Source organism: Roseomonas sp. OT10, assembly GCF_020991085.1.
In the GTDB taxonomy this organism is placed as follows: Bacteria; Pseudomonadota; Alphaproteobacteria; order Acetobacterales; family Acetobacteraceae; genus Roseomonas; species Roseomonas cutis.
Genome location: NZ_CP087719.1, coordinates 558877 through 573369, shown reverse-complemented (window position 1 = coordinate 573369; position 14493 = coordinate 558877). Strand labels below are relative to the sequence as shown.

The 14493-nt window shown below is 72.9% G+C and carries 14 protein-coding genes; 8 read left to right on the top strand and 6 right to left on the bottom strand.

Annotated features, from left to right (window positions below):
• The first annotated feature begins 107 nt into the window (after window positions 1–107).
• From LPC08_RS02700 to LPC08_RS02680, 5 genes are all read left to right on the top strand, one after another.
• Window positions 108–962, top strand: a complete 855-nt coding sequence (locus LPC08_RS02700) for an NHL repeat-containing protein (protein ID WP_230451191.1) — start codon at window positions 108–110, stop codon at window positions 960–962.
• A gap of 76 nt (window positions 963–1038) precedes the next feature.
• Window positions 1039–1245 carry a hypothetical protein gene (locus LPC08_RS02695; protein ID WP_230451190.1) on the top strand — a complete coding sequence of 69 codons (207 nt, stop codon included), beginning with the start codon at window positions 1039–1041 and terminating at the stop codon, window positions 1243–1245.
• 134 nt (window positions 1246–1379) lie between these two features.
• Window positions 1380–1733: a CopM family metallochaperone gene (gene copM, locus LPC08_RS02690; RefSeq protein WP_230451189.1), complete on the top strand. Its 354-nt coding sequence runs from the start codon at window positions 1380–1382 to the stop codon at window positions 1731–1733.
• Window positions 1734–1772: 39 nt separating this feature from the next.
• A complete protein-coding gene (locus LPC08_RS02685; protein WP_230451188.1) occupies window positions 1773–2600 on the top strand; it encodes an RNA methyltransferase in 828 nt (275 codons plus the stop codon).
• Between the two features lie 222 nt (window positions 2601–2822).
• Entirely contained in the window at window positions 2823–3533 is a 711-nt protein-coding gene (locus tag LPC08_RS02680; RefSeq protein WP_230451187.1) for a metal-dependent hydrolase, read from the top strand.
• Window positions 3534–3995: 462 nt separating this feature from the next.
• On the opposite strand, the gene LPC08_RS02675 is transcribed toward LPC08_RS02680, so the two are convergent.
• Window positions 3996–5771, bottom strand: coding sequence for an aminopeptidase P family protein (locus LPC08_RS02675; protein ID WP_230452964.1), 1776 nt, complete (start codon window positions 5769–5771; stop codon window positions 3996–3998).
• A gap of 191 nt (window positions 5772–5962) precedes the next feature.
• Between LPC08_RS02675 and LPC08_RS02670 the strand changes: the two genes are divergently transcribed.
• On the top strand, window positions 5963–6319 hold the full coding sequence (locus tag LPC08_RS02670; protein WP_230451186.1) for a DUF1127 domain-containing protein: 357 nt from the start codon (window positions 5963–5965) through the stop codon (window positions 6317–6319).
• 92 nt (window positions 6320–6411) lie between these two features.
• On the opposite strand, the gene LPC08_RS02665 is transcribed toward LPC08_RS02670, so the two are convergent.
• From LPC08_RS02665 to LPC08_RS02655, 3 genes are read right to left on the bottom strand one after another with little or no spacing between them, the layout of a single operon-like run.
• Window positions 6412–7326: a 50S ribosomal protein L11 methyltransferase gene (locus LPC08_RS02665; RefSeq protein ID WP_230451185.1), complete on the bottom strand. Its 915-nt coding sequence runs from the start codon at window positions 7324–7326 to the stop codon at window positions 6412–6414.
• Window positions 7326–9572: an ATP-dependent helicase gene (locus LPC08_RS02660; RefSeq protein ID WP_230452963.1), complete on the bottom strand. Its 2247-nt coding sequence runs from the start codon at window positions 9570–9572 to the stop codon at window positions 7326–7328. The genes LPC08_RS02665 and LPC08_RS02660 overlap by 1 nt, the downstream gene beginning before the upstream one ends.
• Window positions 9573–9577: 5 nt before the next feature.
• On the bottom strand, window positions 9578–10072 hold the full coding sequence (locus LPC08_RS02655; protein WP_230451184.1) for a pentapeptide repeat-containing protein: 495 nt from the start codon (window positions 10070–10072) through the stop codon (window positions 9578–9580).
• A 135-nt stretch (window positions 10073–10207) separates the two neighbouring features.
• On the opposite strand from LPC08_RS02655, the gene LPC08_RS02650 reads away from it, so the two are divergent.
• The gene (locus LPC08_RS02650; RefSeq protein WP_230451183.1) at window positions 10208–11089 is read left to right on the top strand and encodes a hypothetical protein; all 882 of its coding nucleotides are present in this window, start codon (window positions 10208–10210) and stop codon (window positions 11087–11089) included.
• A 480-nt stretch (window positions 11090–11569) separates the two neighbouring features.
• Here LPC08_RS02650 and LPC08_RS02645 read toward each other — a convergent pair whose 3' ends face one another.
• Window positions 11570–12298 (bottom strand): lysophospholipid acyltransferase family protein, encoded by a 729-nt coding sequence (locus LPC08_RS02645; protein ID WP_230451182.1) that lies wholly within the window; start codon window positions 12296–12298, stop codon window positions 11570–11572.
• 204 nt (window positions 12299–12502) lie between these two features.
• Window positions 12503–13555: a methylenetetrahydrofolate reductase gene (gene metF, locus LPC08_RS02640; RefSeq protein ID WP_230451181.1), complete on the bottom strand. Its 1053-nt coding sequence runs from the start codon at window positions 13553–13555 to the stop codon at window positions 12503–12505.
• A 141-nt stretch (window positions 13556–13696) separates the two neighbouring features.
• Between metF and LPC08_RS02635 the strand changes: the two genes are divergently transcribed.
• Window positions 13697–14485: an MlaA family lipoprotein gene (locus LPC08_RS02635; RefSeq protein ID WP_230451180.1), complete on the top strand. Its 789-nt coding sequence runs from the start codon at window positions 13697–13699 to the stop codon at window positions 14483–14485.
• The last annotated feature ends 8 nt before the right edge of the window (window positions 14486–14493 follow it).

Sequence of the window (14493 nt, the reverse complement as noted above, 5' to 3'; positions counted from 1 at the left end):
GGAGCCGCGAGGCGCCGCAGATGCGGTCGCGCCCCGCGCAGCAAGCCGCATGCCGCGTGGCACCAGGCTTGCTGCGCGGCGCCGAGCGCACCCACAGGAGCATCCCCATGGCCCGGCACGATCTGTTCGTCCGCCTCGGTCCCGTCCTCTACCGCGTCGAGCGGCCCTGGGGGCGGCTGCCCGAGAGGGCGGGCCGCGTGACGGACGTGGCGGCGGATGCGGCGGGCCGCGTCTTCGTCCTGCTGCGCACCGATCCCTATGTCGATGCCGCGGCCCCGGCGGTCGCGGTGCTGTCGCCGGAGGGCGACCTGCTCTCCGCCTGGGGGGCGGAGGAGGTGGCGGACGGGCACATGCTCACCGTCTCCCCCGACGGGCGCGTCTTCGTGGTGGATCGGGACGCGCACGAGATCATCATCTTCGACCGAGACGGCCGCCGTCTCGGCGGGATCGGCACGCGCCACCGGCCGGAGGAGCCGTTCAACGCGCCCAGCGACGTCGCGTTCGGCCCGGATGGCAGCCTCTACGTCGCGGACGGCTATGCGGCGACGCGCATCCACCGCTTCGCCGCCGACGGCACGCCGCTGGGCGCATGGGGCGAGCCCGGCTCCGGCGAGGGGCAGTTCACCACGCCGCACGGCATCTGGGTGCTGCCCGACGGCACCGTGGCGGTGACCGACCGGGAGAACGACCGGCTGCAGCTCTTCACCGCCGAGGGTCGCTTCCTGCGCGCCTTCGGCAGCATCCCGCGCGCCATGGACGTGGTGGGCGATGCGGCGGGGAACCTCTACGTGACCGACCAGGTGCCGCGCCTGTCGATGTACGACGCGGCGGGACGGCTGCTCGGGCGCGCCCGGCCGGTGCTGAACGGGGCGCACGGCATGTGGCGGACGCCGGCGGGGGTCTTTTACCTGGCGGAGGGAAACCCCAGCCGCCTGACCCGCCTCGTGCCGGTGGAGGGCTGACGGCGCCGTCCGCCCGGCAACCGCGCCGGGTCCGCGGCCGTTCCGCTTGGCAGCAGCGGCCCAGAGGAGCGAGCGCATGAGCGACGACCCGACCAACAAGCCGACGGATGTCAGCCGGAGCCTGCCGACCTCGGCGGAAGCCGAGGAGGAGCCGGTGGGCAACCCGGCCAGCGACGCGGCGGCGATGGCGGGCGCGGATGGCATCCCCGCCGCGGCCGGGGCGGGGGCCGCCCGGCGCCCGCAGGAGGCACGGCCCGGCGCGGGCGAGCGTCGCTCGCCCTGACGGGGGCCACCTCGACGGTAGCCGCACCGATAGCAGCCGCCGTGGGTGGCGCTCCGGATCGTGTCCGGGTCGTGCTTGACCTTCCAGCGTGGGAAGCCGGCATGCCCGGCCGAGCACGAACGGAGCAAGGACCGATGATCCGCCACCTGCCGCTGGCCGTCCTCCTGACGCTGGCCAGCCCCGCCCTGGCGCAGCATGCCGGGCATGACGGCTCGCCGCCCTCTGCCTCCGCCTCCTCCCCCAGTAGCCGGGCCTATGAGGAGGCGGCGCGGCGGATGCACCGGGGCATGACCGAGCCGCTGACCGGGGATGCCGACAAGGACTTCCTGAACGGGATGATCCCGCATCACCAGGGTGCCATCGAGATGGCCCGGATCGTCCTGCGGTACGGCCGGGACCCGGAGGTCCGGAAGCTGGCGGAGGCGATCATCGCGGCGCAGGAGCGCGAGATCGCCGAAATGCGCGCGATGCAGCAACGACTCCGCTGAGGCTGGACACCCGTGCCCCGGCAGGGCACGGGGCGCGGCATGACCGGACGTGACAAGGAGGGCGGGGCGGACCTGCACCCCGCCCCGGGCGAGAGCCCCATCGTGGTGCTGGTGCGCCCGCAGCTGGCCGACAACATCGGTGCCACCGCGCGAGCCATGGCCAATGGCGGCCTGTTCCACCTGCGGCTGGTCGCCCCCCGGGATGGTTGGCCGCAGCAGCGGGCCTGGGCCGCGGCCAGCGGCGCCGGGCGCATTCTCGACGCGGCGACGGTCCATGCGACGGTGGCCGAGGCGCTGGCCGACTGCCAGAGGGTCTTCGCCACCTGCCCCCGCCCGCGCCACGTGGTCATCCCCATCCGGACCGCGCGCGCGGCGGCGGAGGACCTGCGCGAGATCAACGGCCGCGGCCTGCGCGCCGCGGTGCTGTTCGGTCCGGAGCGCGCGGGGCTGGACAACGACGACATGGCCCATGCCGACACCTGGGTTCGCTATCCGCTGAACCCGGCGCACATGTCGCTGAACCTGGCCCAGGCGGTCATGGTGCTGGCCTATGAATGGTGGACCGCTGCCGATGCCACCCCGCCACGCCACCTCATGACCAACGAGACCCGCGTCGCCACCAAGGGCGAGCTGGAGAACTTCCTCGACCGGCTGGTGGGCGAGCTTGATGCCGCGGGCTTCCTGGACAACCGGCCCAAGCGGCCCGGCATGGTCCGCAACCTGCGCCACTGGTTCCAGCGCGGCGAGGTCACCGAGCAGGAGCTTCGCACCCTTCACGGCGTGGTGACGGAGCTATCCCGCGGCCGGATGCGCCGGGGCTGGCCGGATCCCGAGGATGACGGCTCCGGCGCCGGCGGCCCGCGCTAGAACCCGGCAGACGCGCCCGCGTGCCGTGCCCAGCGCCGGGGGCGGCGGGCGCCGGACACCCGGGCCGCGCGGCATCGGCCGGACCAGGGCGGCGATCACCGCCGGACATCCAGGGGACGGGCACATTCCACCCTTGCGCCGCGACGCCGCGGGGGGATCGGGCCGGTTCCGCTGCGGGGCGATCCGCTCTACAGCCGCGCAAGACCAAGGATGGAGGCGACGATGCGTATCACCTGGTTCGGCCATTCGGCCTACCGGCTGGAGTTCGGGCGGTCGGTCGTGCTGATCGACCCGTTCCTGTCGGGCAACGGCACCTTCGGGGGCGATGCCGAGGCCGCGACGGCGGGCGCGACCCACATCCTGCTGACGCACGGCCATGGCGACCATGTCGGCGACACCGTCGCCATCGCCCGGCGCACCGGCGCGAAGCTGGTCGCCACCTTCGAGCTGTGCCAGTTCCTGGGCGCCAAGGGCGTGGCCGCGACCGACCCGATGAACACCGGCGGCACCACCGACCAGGGCGAGTTCAGCGTCTCCCTCACCATCGCCTTCCACTCCTCCTCGGAGATGGACGCCAACGGCGTGCTGCAGACCCTGGGCCTGCCCAACGGCCTCGTCGTCACGCCCAAGGACAAGGCGGAGCCGGTGGTCTACCACATGGGCGACACGGACATCTTCTCCGACATGGCCCTGATCGCCGAGCTGTACGACCCGGCGGTGGTGATGGTGCCGATCGGCGACCGCTTCACCATGGGGCCGCGCAGCGCCGCGCTTGCGGTCCGCCGCTTCCTGCCGAAGGCGCGGACGATCCTGCCCTGCCACTACGCCACCTTCCCGCCCCTGCTGCAGTCCCCCGAGCCCTTCCTGCGCGAGATGGGCGAGCAGGCCGGCCGCGTGCGCGTCCCCGCCATCGGCGAAGCCTTCACCGCCTGATCCCGGCCCGCGCAGGGCCCCGGCCCAGGCAGCCGGGATCACGCGCGGGGGCGGCGGCGTGATGCGCTGACGTCTGCCAGACTGGCGCCCGTGGCCCGGGGGCAAGGCTCCGCCTCGCCCCCGATACCCCCACTCCGCCAGGACCCTGCGGGCCCTGGACCCGATCAGTGCTGCCGCGGGACAGCCGGACACGGGGTCGAGGCGCCGAGGAGCCATGCTCCTCGGCGGGTACGGCCTAAGCCCTCGCTGACGCCTACGAAGTTCTTATGGAGTCCCGCCGGTCCAGGCTCCGTCAGGGTTCAGCCCGCAGGCTGACGGCAGCCGCACAGCGCCAAACTCCCAGCGGGGTCCGGGGCCCGCTTGTGGCCCCGGCAGGGGAGGGTCTGGGAGGGGACAGCGTCCCCTCCCGGTCCACCGCCGGAACACCACAGCACGACGGGTCAGGGCATCCCGCCGTCCGGATCAGGCCGGATCATCCTCCAGCGGGGCGCAGGCGGCGGCCAGCCATGCGGCCGTCGCCGCGTCCAGCCGCGGCCCGACCTCCTCCAGGACCCGGGCGTGGTAGGTATCGACCCAGTCGCGCTCCACCGCCGTCAGCAGAGCCGGCTGGATCAGGCGGCGCTCATAGGGCGTCAGGGTCAGCGTCTCGAAGCTCAGCCAGGGGCGGCCCGAGAGCCCCGGCCCGGCGGCGCGCACCAGCAGCAGGTTCTCGATGCGGATGCCGTAATGGCCGGGCAGGTAGAAGCCCGGCTCGTCGGAGAGGACCATCCCCTCCTCCAGCGGCACGGGCTTCGCGGCGCGGGAGAAAGCCACCGGCCCCTCATGCACCGAGAGGAAGGAGCCGACGCCGTGCCCGGTGCCGTGGTCGTAGTCCAGCCCGGCATCCCAGAGCGGCCGGCGCGCGATGGCATCCAGGTGCGGCCCTGCCACCCCCTTGGGAAAGCGCAGCGTGGCCAGCGCGACATGGCCCCGCAGGACGCGGGTGTAGCGCTCGCGCAGCTCCGCCGGTGCGGGACCGGGTCCGGTCCAGACGGTGCGGGTGACGTCCGTGGTGCCGTCGAGGAACTGCGCCCCGCTGTCGATCAGGACGCACTCCCCCGCCCCGATGCGCCGGTCGCCCGCGGGTGTGGCGCGGTAGTGCACGATGGCGCCGTTCGGTCCGCTGCCGACGATGGCGGGGAAGGACTCGCCCCGGAACAGCGGCAGCTCCGCGCGGAGCGCCAGCAGCCGCTTCGCCACGCCGGTCTCCGTTAGCCCGCCCTCCGGCGCCTCGGCGGCCAGCCAGGCCAGGAAGCGCGCCAGCGCCAACGCGTCGCGCGCATGGGCGGCGCGGCTGCCGCCCTGCTCCACGGCGTTCTTGCGGGCGCGCGGCAGGCGCACGGGATCGTCGCCGGCGGTCACCGTGGCACCCGCCTCGCGCAGCCGCATCCCGTACCAGGCGGGGGTGACGTCCGGGTCCACCCGGACCACCTTGCCCCCCAACGCATCCAGCGCGCTGGGCAGCCGCTCCAGGGGCTGCAGCGCCACGGCATTGCCCAGATGCGCGCGCAGCTCCGGCGTCACCTTCACCGGGTCGATGAACAGGTCCACCGCCCCATCCGCATGCAGCAGCGCGGCGGACAGCGCCAGCGGCGTGTTCTCCAGGTCGCCGCCGCGCAGGTTCAGCAGCCAGGCGACGCTGTGGGCATCGGCCAGCACGGCCGCATCCTGCCCGGCCTCCCGCAGGGCGGCAGCGGCCTCGGCGCGCTTCGCCGCGGAGTCCTGTCCCGCATGCTCCGCCCGGTGCGGCACCGCGGGCGCCGTGGGCGGGGCCGGCCGCATGGCGCCCCAGGCGGCGTCGAGGGGATTGGCCTCCAGCGGCACCAGCACGGCGCCGGAGGCCGCCAGCCGGTCGATCGCCGACTGCGAGTGCAGCCGCGGGTCGTAGCCGACGCGCCGGCCCGCCGCGTGCTCCTTGAGCCAGTCCTGCGGCGGCTGCTCGGTCAGGTGGCGGCGTTCCCACAGGGCCGGGTCCGCCTGCTGCTCGGCCTGGGTGGTGTAGCGCCCGTCGATGAACAAGGCGGCGCGCTCCGGCAGCACGATGGCGAGGCCGGCACTACCGGTGAAGCCGGTCAGCCAGGCCAGGCGCTCGGCCGACGGGGGAACATACTCGCCCAGATACTCGTCCGCCCGAGGAACCAGGAAGCCTTCCACGCCGACGCCAGCGAGTCGTGCGCGCAGGGCGTCCACCGGATTCATTTTGCTCACGAAGGCGCGACCTTCCTGAAAAACATGTTTCACCCGCATTTCATGCGCTCAACGCATGTCTAACGGGCCGGATCGGCACGACCCTTTTCCAGGCCGAAGCCTATCTTCCGGCCACGACGCGCGTCGAGACGATGCCGGCAAGGGGCCGGGCGCCGACGCAGCCCGATGATTGAGAGACTTCGATGAACACCCGGATCACCAAGGTCGAGACCGCGCTGATGATGCCGCTGGTCGCCAACGAGTCCGAGCCCTCCCTGCCGCACCTGATGCAGCAGGCCCAGAAGATGCGCGACCAGGCCTTCGGCGCGAAGGTGCGTGGTTTCTTCGCCCGCATCGGCGACTTTGCCCGCCGCCAGCGCGCCATGGCCGAGCTGCGCGAGCTGACCGACCGCGAGCTGGCCGATATCGGCCTGACCCGCGGCGAGATCGCCTATGTCTTCGACCGTCCGGCGCAGCCGGCCGTCACTGCCCCCGCGGCGCAGGTCATGACCCTGCCCAAGGCGACCAACGATCGCGCCCAGGGCCGCCTCGCCGCCTGACGGACTCCCGGCGACAGCGCCGGGTGGTCGACCAAATCATGCGTCATTTGCATGACTAGATCGCGGCGCCCTCCGGGGCGCCGCTGTCGTTTTCAGCGCTTCCGCAGCACCAGGGTGGACCAGGGGCCGAGGTCCAGCCGCCGCTCCAGCACCATCCCCTGTCGCCGGTGTGCCGCCAGCACCATCCGCACCTGGGTCCCCAGCAGCCCGGCCAGGATGGCCGTGCCGCCCGGGGCGAGATGCAGGGCGAGGTCCTTCGCCATGGCGCAGAGTGGCCGCGCCAGGATGTTGGCGAAGACCAGGTCGTAGGTCCCCGTCCCCACCGAGGGCGAGCGCCAGCCATCCGCCAGCCGCGCCCGCAGCAGGTTCCGCAGGCCGTTCATCCGCCCGTTCTCGTCGGCCACCCGCACCGACCAGGGCTCGATATCCGTCGCCAGGACGGGGCGGCGCAGGATCTTGGCCGCCGCCATGGCCAGGATGCCCGAGCCCGTGCCGAGGTCGAGGATTCGCCTCGGCCGACGCGCCGCCACCCGCTCGAAGGCCGTCAGGCAGCCCTGGGTGGAGGCGTGCTCGCCCGAGCCGAAGGCCAGCCCGGCATCGAGGCGCAGCACCACCCGGTCCCAGCGGCGCGGGTCCGGCACATGGGTCGGGCGGATCAGGAAGCGCGTGCCGACCGGCTGTTCCGGGAAGGCCTCGACGGTGCGGGCGAGCCAGCCCTCCGCCTCCGTCTCGCTGCGCTCCGGCGGCCCGGCCTCGTGGCCGCTGACCAGGGCGGCCAGCGCCAGGGCGGCGGCCAGTGCCGCCTCGTCGCCGTTGCGGTCCCACACCGCCTCGATGCGCCAGGTCTCCTCGGCCGGCGGCTCGCGGAAATAGCCCACCGTCCGGCAGACGCTCTGCAACGCCGCCTCATAGGCGGGCACCGCCTCGTCCGGCAGGTTGGTGAGCACCAGGGTCTCCAGCGGCACGGCATGGCGTTGGCCGGGGGGTGTCCAGACGGGGCCGGGCATCACGCCTTCTCCACGAAATTGCTCAGCACGCGCTTCAACCCGGTCTTCTCGAATTCCACGTCCAGCCGGTTCTCCTCCACCCGCGTCACCCGGCCATAGCCGAACTTCTGGTGGAAGACGCGGCTGCCGACGGCGATGGCCTCCGTGCGGGCGGGGCGCTCCTGCACCTCCCAGCTTCCCGCCTCGATCACCTTCGGCTTGCGCGTGCCGATCGGAAAGCCGCCGCCGAAGACGCTGGGGGTCTCGACCAGCTTCGTCCGCCGCATCGCGGCCGAGCCCTGGCGCTCCACGGCGTCGTCCGGCAGCTCGTCGAGGAAGCGCGAGGGGATGGCCGTCGTCCAGTTGGCGTAGATGCGCCGGTTGGCGGCGTGGCTGATGATGACCCGTCGGCGCCCCCGGGTGATGCCGACATAGGCGAGGCGGCGCTCCTCCTCCAGCGACTTGGTGCCGCCCTCGTCCAGCGCGCGCTGGTGCGGGAACAGCCCCTCCTCCCAGCCGGGGAGGAAGACCAGGTCGAACTCCAGCCCCTTCGCCGCGTGCAGCGTCATCAGCGAGACGCGCTCCCCTTCGGCGTTCTCGTCGTTCTCGGTGACGAGGGCGACGTGCTCCAGGAAGCCCGCCAGCGTCTCGAACTCGCCGATGGCGCGCAGCAGCTCCTTCAGGTTCTCCAGCCGCCCCGGCGCCTCGGGCGACTTGTCCTGCTTCCACATCTCCGTATAGCCGCTCTCGTCGAGCATGGTGGCGACGGCGACCACATGCCCCTCGCGCTGCATCAGAGCGCGCCAGCGGCGGAACCCCTCGAACAGCTCGCGCAGCGCCGCGCGCGGCTTGGGGCGGAAGGCCTCGGTGAAGGCCAGCTTCTCGGCGGCCAGCGCCAGCGGCATCCCCTGCTCCCGCGCGGCCACGTGCATCTGCATCAGCCCGCCGTCGCCCACGCCGCGGCGAGGCACGTTGACGATGCGCTCGAAGGCCAGATCGTCGCTGGGCTGCTGCAGGATGCGCATGTAGGCCATCGCGTCGCGCACCTCGGCGCGCTCGTAGAACTTCAGCCCGCCGACGACGCGGTAGGGCACGCCGAGCGTGATCAGCCGCTCCTCGAAGGCGCGGGTCTGGAAGCCGGCGCGGACGAGGATCGCCATCTCGGCGAGCGAGAACTTCTGGCGCTGCGCCTGCTCGATCTGCTCGCCGACCATGCGGGCCTCCTCCTCGGAATCCCACAGCGAGACGACGCGGACCTTCTCGCCCTCCGCGTCGTTGCGCCCGGCGCGCAGCGTCTTGCCCAGCCGCCCCTCGTTCTTCGCGATCAGCCCGGCGGCGGCGGCGAGGATCGGTTTCGTGGAGCGGTAGTTGCTCTCCAGCCGCACGATCCGCGCGCCGGGGAAGTCCTTCTCGAAGCGGAGGATGTTCTCCACCTCTGCGCCGCGCCAGGAATAGATCGACTGGTCGTCGTCCCCCACGCAGCAGATGTTGCGGTGCCCCTGCGCCAGCAGCCGCAGCCAGAGGTACTGCACCGTGTTGGTGTCCTGGTACTCGTCCACCAGGATGTAGCGGAAGGCGCGGTGGTACTGCGCCAGCACCTCCGGCTGGGTGCGCAGGATTTCCGTGACGTGCAGCAGCAGGTCGCCGAAATCCACCGTGTTCAGCTCGCGCAGCCGGTCCTGGTACGCCGCGTAGAGCGCGCGCGCCCGGCCGTTGGCGAAATCCACCTCCTCGGCCGGCGTCACCCGCTCCGGCGTCAGGCCGCGGTCCTTCCAGCGCTGGATCGTCGCCATCAGCTGCTGCGCCGGCCAGCGCTTCTGGTCGATGCCCCCCGCGGCCTCCATCACCTGCTTCAGCAGGCGCATCTGGTCGTCCGTATCGAGGATGGTGAAGTCGCGCGTCAGCTTCACGTATTCCGCGTGCCGCCGCAGCATGCGGGCGCAGAGCGCGTGGAAGGTGCCCAGCCACAGCCCCTCGGCCGGGCGGCCCAGGATGGCGGCGACGCGCTCGCGCATCTCCTTCGCCGCCTTGTTGGTGAAGGTCACCGCCAGGACCTGGTTCGGCCAGGCCTTCCCCGTCATCAGGATATGGGCGAAGCGCGTGGTCAGCACCCGCGTCTTGCCCGTGCCGGCCCCGGCGAGGACCAGCAGCGGGCCGTCCACCGTCTCCACCGCCTCGCGCTGCTCGGGGTTCAGGCGGGCGAGGTAGTCGTCGGGCGCGGCCGGCGCCGGCGCGGGGGGGCCGCGGCGTTCCCCGCCGCCGAACAGCCCACTCACTGGCAGTTCCCCACCGAGCCCACGGCGCAGATCCGTTCGCCATCCGTCCAGCGCGCCCCGTCCAGCATCGCGCCCGAGAGGTTGGCCCCCGTCAGGTTGGCGCCCGTCAGGTCGGCCTTGCTCAGGTCGGCGCGGAACAGCGTCGCGCGGCGCAGATCCGCCTTGCGCAGCGTCGCGCCCTGGAGGTTCGCCCGCGTCAGGTCGGCGCCGAGCATCACGGCCCCGTCCAGGCTGGCCCCGCTCAGGTCGGCCGAGACCAGCCGTAGCTGCATCGCCTCCGCCCCGGTCAGCTTCGCGCCCGCCAGGTTGGCGCGCGACAGGCTGGCATCGCGCAGCACGGCGCCGGAGAGGTCCACCCCGGCGAGGTCGCGCGAATCGTTCAGGCAGCGTCGCCAGTCCACCCCCGGCGCCGGCGAGTCGTTGCAGGCCGAATGGGCTGCGGGTGCCAGCAGCAGGAGGACGGCCAGGGTGGGGAGGTATCGTGCGCGCACCGCCCGGCATATAGAACGGGAGGCGAACCCGGCCAACCGCACCGCGCCGGGCCCAGGCCCCATGACGGGAGACGCCCCGCCCTGCTGCTCCGTTTCCTCGAATGGTCCGCCCGCAGGGGCAGCGCCCTGCTGGCCGTGGGCATCTTCGCCGGGCTGCTGCTGCCGCCCCTGGCCAGCCTGCTGCACGGCGTGGTGACGCCGGTGGTCGCGACGTTGATGACCCTGGTGTTGCTGCGCGTCGATCCGGCGCAGGTGCTGGGCTGGCTGCGCCGCCCCGGTCTGGTCGCGGCCGTGCTGGCCTGGGTGCTGCTGGCCTGTCCCGTGCTCGCCTGGGCCGTGGCCCGGGCAACCGGGCTGGACGGGCCGCTGGGCATGGCGCTGGTGCTGATGGCGACCGGCTGCGCCGCCACCTCCTCCCCCGCCTTCGCACGCCTGGTCGGGTTGGACGGGGAGCTGAGCCTCGTCGTCGCGCTGCTCTCCACCCTACTGGTGCCGCTGACCGCGCCGCCGCTCGCGCTGGGGCTGCTGGGGGTGGACCTGTCGCTCTCCATCGGCGGGCTGATGGGACGGCTGGCGCTGGTGGTCGGGCTGCCGCTGCTGCTCTCCCTCGCCATCCGGCGGGTCGTGGCACCCCCCACCCTGCACCGCTGGGGCCGCGCGGTGGACGGGGCCGTGGTGCTGCTGGTCGTGCTCTACGGCTTCGGGGTGATGGACGGGGTACTGGCCCGGCTGCTGGCCGAGCCGGGGCTGGTTCTGGGGGGCCTGGCCCTGGCCTTCGCCGGCTCCTTCGGGCTGAACGCCGCGACCGCGGTCGCCTTCCTGGGGGCCGGACCACGACCGGCGCTCTCGGCCGGGCTGCTCTCGGGCAACCGCAACATGGCGCTCTATCTGGCGGTGCTGCCCGCCTCGACCGATCCGGTGGTGCTGCTCTTCTTCGCCCTGTGCCAGTTCCCCCTCTTCCTCAGCCCCTTCCTGCTGCGGCCAGTCTACCAGGCCCTGCGCGCCAGCGAGGCATGATACGGATGGCGTGATGCATCGCCGTCTGCCGGCGTGGGACCCGTTCCCCGGGGGCAAGGCTCTGCCTCGCCCCCGTACCCCCACTCCGCCAGGACCCTGCGGGCCCTGGACCCGATGGGCGCTGCCGCGGGACAGCCTGACACAGGGTCACGGCGCCGAGGAGCTTGGCTCCTCGGCGGGCACGGTCTCCGCCCTCACTGACGCCTTCTGAAGTTTTTCCAGAGTCCCGCCTGTCCGCGCGCCGTCAGGGTTCAGTCCGGAGGCTGACGGCAGCCACGGAGAACCAAACTCCCAGCGGGGACCGGGGCCCGCTTGTGGCCCCGGCAGGGGAGGGTCTGGGAGGGGACAGCGTCCCCTCCCGGTCCGACGCCGGAACACGGCAGCACGACAGGTCAGGTCATCCCGCCGTTGGTGTGAGGCCGCTCCTGCCCGGCAGGCTCAGCAAACCTGTGGAACGGGGGCATCGGGCCACGGGGTCGTTCAGGCGTGGCGGCGGGCCAGTGGCCGGGCGGGGCCACCGAGGGCCTCGGCGGCCTGTTCCATCGTCCGGTCCAGGGCGGCGCCGAGCAGCTCCATTCCCTGGGCCAGCTCCTGCTCCCCGGGGAGGATCGGCGTCCCGGCGACCGCCACGCAGCGCGCGAAGGGCAAGGGGATCATCATGCGGTCCCAGCTGCCGGTGCGGCAGAGCGGCCGCGCCTGGGCGCCGCAGGGAACGATCGGCACGTCCGCCATGGCGGCGAGGCGCAGGCAGCCTTCCGACATGCGGCGCCGCGGCCCGCGCGGGCCGTCCGGCACCACCACCGCCACGGCGCCCTGGCGCAGCCCCCGGAGCAGGCTCTGCCCCGCGGCGCGCCCGCCCTTCGAGGTGCTGCCCGCCACCGTGGTCAGCCCGAAGCGGCCCAGCAGCCCGGCGATCAGGCCGCCGTCGCGGCTTCGGGAGACCAGCACCAACCCGGGCTTGCGCACCAGGCCGGGCTCCGCCTCCCAGAAGGCGGACCAGGCCAGCGGCATCAGCGGCAGGTTCTCGTGCCAGAAGGCCAGGATGAAGCCGCCGGGCCGCCCGGCCAGGTCGCGGAGGGCGCCGGTGCCCTGCAGCTCCCAGCGCGCGGTGCGGCGACAGAGCCCGAGATAGACCCCCAGCAGCCGGGTGATGGCCCGGCTTCGCAGGGTGGCCTTGAGCGGCGAGTGGCGCCAGGAAGCGGCGGTCACGGAAGGACGACTCCGGCGTGGCGCCGCGCCGCGGGGCGGGGCGCGCCTGGCCGGCACGGCACGATCAGCATGAGGCAAAATCCGTGGGTCAATTTCCCACAACGGCTTGGCCGATGGCCGCGCCGCCGTCCCGCCCCTTATGCGGAGAAAGCAGAAGCTCGACCAGGGAATTCGGGCCATGCCCCGTGGCGCATGGCCGGCGCCCTACCCTTTCGCGGCCTGCTCCGCCGCCCGGACCTTGGTCTCCTCCGCCACGCCGGAGGCGCTGGCGGGCTGGCTCGGCGCCGGTGGCCGGACCCCCAGGATATGGGCGATGGCATAGGTCAGGTCGGGGCGGTTGAGGGTGTAGAAGTGGAACTCGTCCACCCCATTGGCCTGGAGCAACCGGACCTGTTCCGCCGCGACGGTCGCGGCGACCATGCGGCGGGTCTCGGCGTCGTCGTCCAGCCCCTCGAAGAGCTTCGCCATCCAGCCCGGGACGGACGCGCCGATCCGTGCCGAGAAGCTGCTCATCTGCTTGAAGTTGGACACGGGCATGATCCCCGGCACGATCGGCACGGTGATGCCCGCGGCCAGCGCGTGGTCGAGGAAGCGCAGATAGGTCTCGGTGTCGAAGAAGTACTGGGTGATGGCGCGGGTCGCCCCGGCATCGATCTTGCGCTTCAGGTTGTCCAGGTCGTTCCGGGCCGAGGTGGCGGCGGGGTGGACCTCCGGATAGGCCGCCACCGAGATCTCGAAGGGGGCGACCCGGGCCAGCCCCTCCACCAGGTCGGCGGCATAGGCATAGCCCTCGGGATGCGGCTCGTAGCGCTCCACCCCGGCGGGGGGGTCGCCGCGCAGCGCGACGATGTGGCGGACGCCGGCGTCCCAGTAGCCGCGGGCGACCTCGTCCACCTCGCCGCGCGAGGCGTCGACGCAGGTGAGGTGGGCGGCCGGAACCAGCCCCGTCTCCTTCACGATCCGCGCCACCGTCGCATGCGTCCGCGCCTGGGTGGTGCCGCCGGCGCCGTAGGTGACGGAGACGAAGCGCGGGGCCAGCGGCTCCAGCCGGCGGATGCAGGCCCAGAGCTGCGCCTCCAGCGCCTCGGTCCGGGGCGGGAAGAATTCAAAGGACAGCGAGGGGGGAGGCAGCGCGGCCGGCGCCGGCAGGGCGCCGAATCGCGGCCCGGTCAGCCAGCGCCCCAGGACATTGGGGCTGCCGCCCGCGGCGTGCCGCGACGCAGGAGGCCCCTCTGCGGGATTGGCAAGATGATTCATGACGCCCTAAGATCCTCTTGGCAGTATGTCCAGAATGGGGGCGGGACCTCCCGCCGTCACCTTATGTCGTGCTGCGCCACATCGCTCCAGGGCGGCCGGGCTGCTATGCTGGAGTTCGATACGATGAGGAACCCCCGCGCGATGCGTCCCTTGCGGTTTCTGGCCCTGGTGCTCGTCCTCGGGGTTTCCGCCTGCGCCACCCGCCCACCCGCCGACGATCCGGAGGCGATCGCCGAGTTCGAGCAGACCAACGACCCGGCCGAGCCGACCAACCGTGTCCTCTTCGCCATCCACCAGGGGATCGACCAGGTGGTGCTGCGCCCGGCCGCCCAGGCCTACCGGGCGGTCGTGCCGCCACCGGTGCGGCGGGGCGTGAGCAACGTCCTGGGCAACCTGCGCAGTCCGGTGATCGCGCTGAACGACGCCCTGCAGGGGGAGACGCAGCGCTTCGGCACGACCATGGGCCGCTTCCTGCTCAACTCGACCATCGGCCTCGGCGGGATCTTCGACGTGGCGAGCGATCTGGGCCTGCCGCCGCACAACTCCGATTTCGGCCAGACCCTGGGCAAGGCCGGCCTCGGCGAAGGCCCCTTCCTGTTCATCCCCATCCTGGGCCCCTCCAACCCGCGCGACCTGCTCGGACAGGGCGTGGACACCGCCGCCAACCCCTTCACCTACCTCAACTGGGGCGACAGCAGCTGGACGGACGTCTACCGCTACGGCCGCACCGGGCTGACGGTGCTCGACACGCGCGAAAGCCTGCTCGACGCGGTCGATGCGGTGAACGAAACCAGCCTGGACCCCTATGCCACCTTCCGTTCCGCCTACCGCCAGCAGCGCCAGCGGGCGATCCAGAGCACCGGCCAGTCCGACCCCGCGGGGATCGGCACCGGGCTGGGAGTGGGAACCGGGGTCTATCCGGAACGTTGAGGCCCGGG

Coding starts and splice junctions, on each gene's coding strand:
- LPC08_RS02700 (WP_230451191.1), top strand. CDS start 108: ATGGCCCGGCACGATCTGTTCGTCCGCCTCGGTCCCGTCCTCTACCGC.
- LPC08_RS02695 (WP_230451190.1), top strand. CDS start 1,039: ATGAGCGACGACCCGACCAACAAGCCGACGGATGTCAGCCGGAGCCTG.
- copM (WP_230451189.1), top strand. CDS start 1,380: ATGATCCGCCACCTGCCGCTGGCCGTCCTCCTGACGCTGGCCAGCCCC.
- LPC08_RS02685 (WP_230451188.1), top strand. CDS start 1,773: ATGACCGGACGTGACAAGGAGGGCGGGGCGGACCTGCACCCCGCCCCG.
- LPC08_RS02680 (WP_230451187.1), top strand. CDS start 2,823: ATGCGTATCACCTGGTTCGGCCATTCGGCCTACCGGCTGGAGTTCGGG.
- LPC08_RS02675 (WP_230452964.1), bottom strand. CDS start 5,771: ATGAATCCGGTGGACGCCCTGCGCGCACGACTCGCTGGCGTCGGCGTG.
- LPC08_RS02670 (WP_230451186.1), top strand. CDS start 5,963: ATGAACACCCGGATCACCAAGGTCGAGACCGCGCTGATGATGCCGCTG.
- LPC08_RS02665 (WP_230451185.1), bottom strand. CDS start 7,326: ATGCCCGGCCCCGTCTGGACACCCCCCGGCCAACGCCATGCCGTGCCG.
- metF (WP_230451181.1), bottom strand. CDS start 13,555: ATGAATCATCTTGCCAATCCCGCAGAGGGGCCTCCTGCGTCGCGGCAC.
- LPC08_RS02635 (WP_230451180.1), top strand. CDS start 13,697: ATGCGTCCCTTGCGGTTTCTGGCCCTGGTGCTCGTCCTCGGGGTTTCC.